This window comes from Streptomyces phaeochromogenes, assembly GCF_001418655.1.
Taxonomy (GTDB): Bacteria; Actinomycetota; Actinomycetes; order Streptomycetales; family Streptomycetaceae; genus Streptomyces; species Streptomyces phaeochromogenes.
Window position 1 is genome coordinate 1 of the sequence record NZ_LIQZ01000534.1, and the last position, 1,137, is coordinate 1,137.

Consider the following 1,137-nt stretch of genomic DNA (forward strand, 5'->3'; position numbering starts at 1 on the left):
GTCGAGGGTGGCGAGGAGGTGACCGGGTTCGGGTTCGACGGCGAGGGGGATTCCGGCGGCGGTGGCGGCGTCGAGGACGGGGGTGAGGGTTTCGGCGAGGCGCTTCCAGGCGGCGTCCTCGGCCGTGACCTCCTGTCCTTCGGTGCCTGATTCTCCGGCCGTGTCCTTCGGGAGGATGCCGCTGAAACAGTGGACCGCGTGGGCTCCGAGGTCGGTGGCGATCTGGACGGCTCTGACGAGCAGGTCGGCGCGGCGGGCGCGTTGGGCCGGGTCCGGGTCGAGAAGGGACGGGCCGTGCTTGCGCCTCGGGTCGAGTACGTAGCGGGCGCCGGTCTCGATGGTGACGCCCAGGCCGAGCTCGTCCAGTCTGCGGGCGAGTTTCTGGGTGCGGGCCGCGAGGTCGGGGGCGAGCGGGTCCAGGTGCATGTGGTCGAGCGTCAGACCGACGCCGTCGTAGCCGAGGTCCGCGAGAAGGGAGAGGGCGTCGTCCAGGCGGAGGTCGGTCAGGCCGTTGGTGCCGTAGGAGTAGCGAAGGGGGTGCGCGGTGGGGCGGGGGCTCGGCCGGAGGCTCATGTCATGCTCACCTTCCGCCCGAACCGGCGGGCGGCCGGAGCGAGCGCCGCCGTCAGCAGGGCGGTGACCGGAGAGCCGGAGCGGGCCGCGAGGGCGGCCTGCAGGGGGATCATGGCTCGGATGCCGCCGCCGACGGCTCGTTGGGTGAGTTGGGGTGACGGGTTCAGGGCGGCGTGGAAGAGGGGGCGGGCGGCGGTCGCCGCGTAGACGGCGGCGAGTGCTCCGCGCAGGGACACGAGGTTCGCGGCGCTTGCCACCGCGCGACCTGGTTGCCAGTCCCCTCCTGACTGCCAGTCCCGTCCCGGCCTACGATCCCGTCCCGGTTGCCGATCCCGTCCCGGCTGCCGGTCCCGTGTCGGGTCGTCGTGGGTGATGGACCAGGCCAGTGCCGCCGTCGTGGCCAATCCGCTCAAGGGGGCCCACGGTGAACCGCCCTGGGTCTCGTGGCGGGAGACCGTGGTGACGGCCAGGGTGTGGGTGCCCAGGGCCAGTGCGGAGGGCAGTGCCCTGCGGATGTCGCCGTTGGCGGCCACCCCGCCGAGCAGGAGGTCCAGGGAACGGGCC

2 protein-coding genes are annotated in these 1,137 nt (G+C 73.4%); both read right to left on the bottom strand.

Going from position 1 to position 1,137, the window contains the following annotated elements; genetic code table 11:
• Nucleotides 1-573: sugar phosphate isomerase/epimerase family protein (locus AOK17_RS45040; protein WP_157881541.1), on the bottom strand; the 573-nt coding region annotated here is incomplete at its 3' end.
• Nucleotides 570-1,137, bottom strand: a 568-nt coding sequence (locus tag AOK17_RS45045) for a UbiA prenyltransferase family protein (protein ID WP_483855191.1), incomplete at its 5' end; no start/stop codon positions are given. The genes AOK17_RS45040 and AOK17_RS45045, both read right to left, overlap by 4 nt.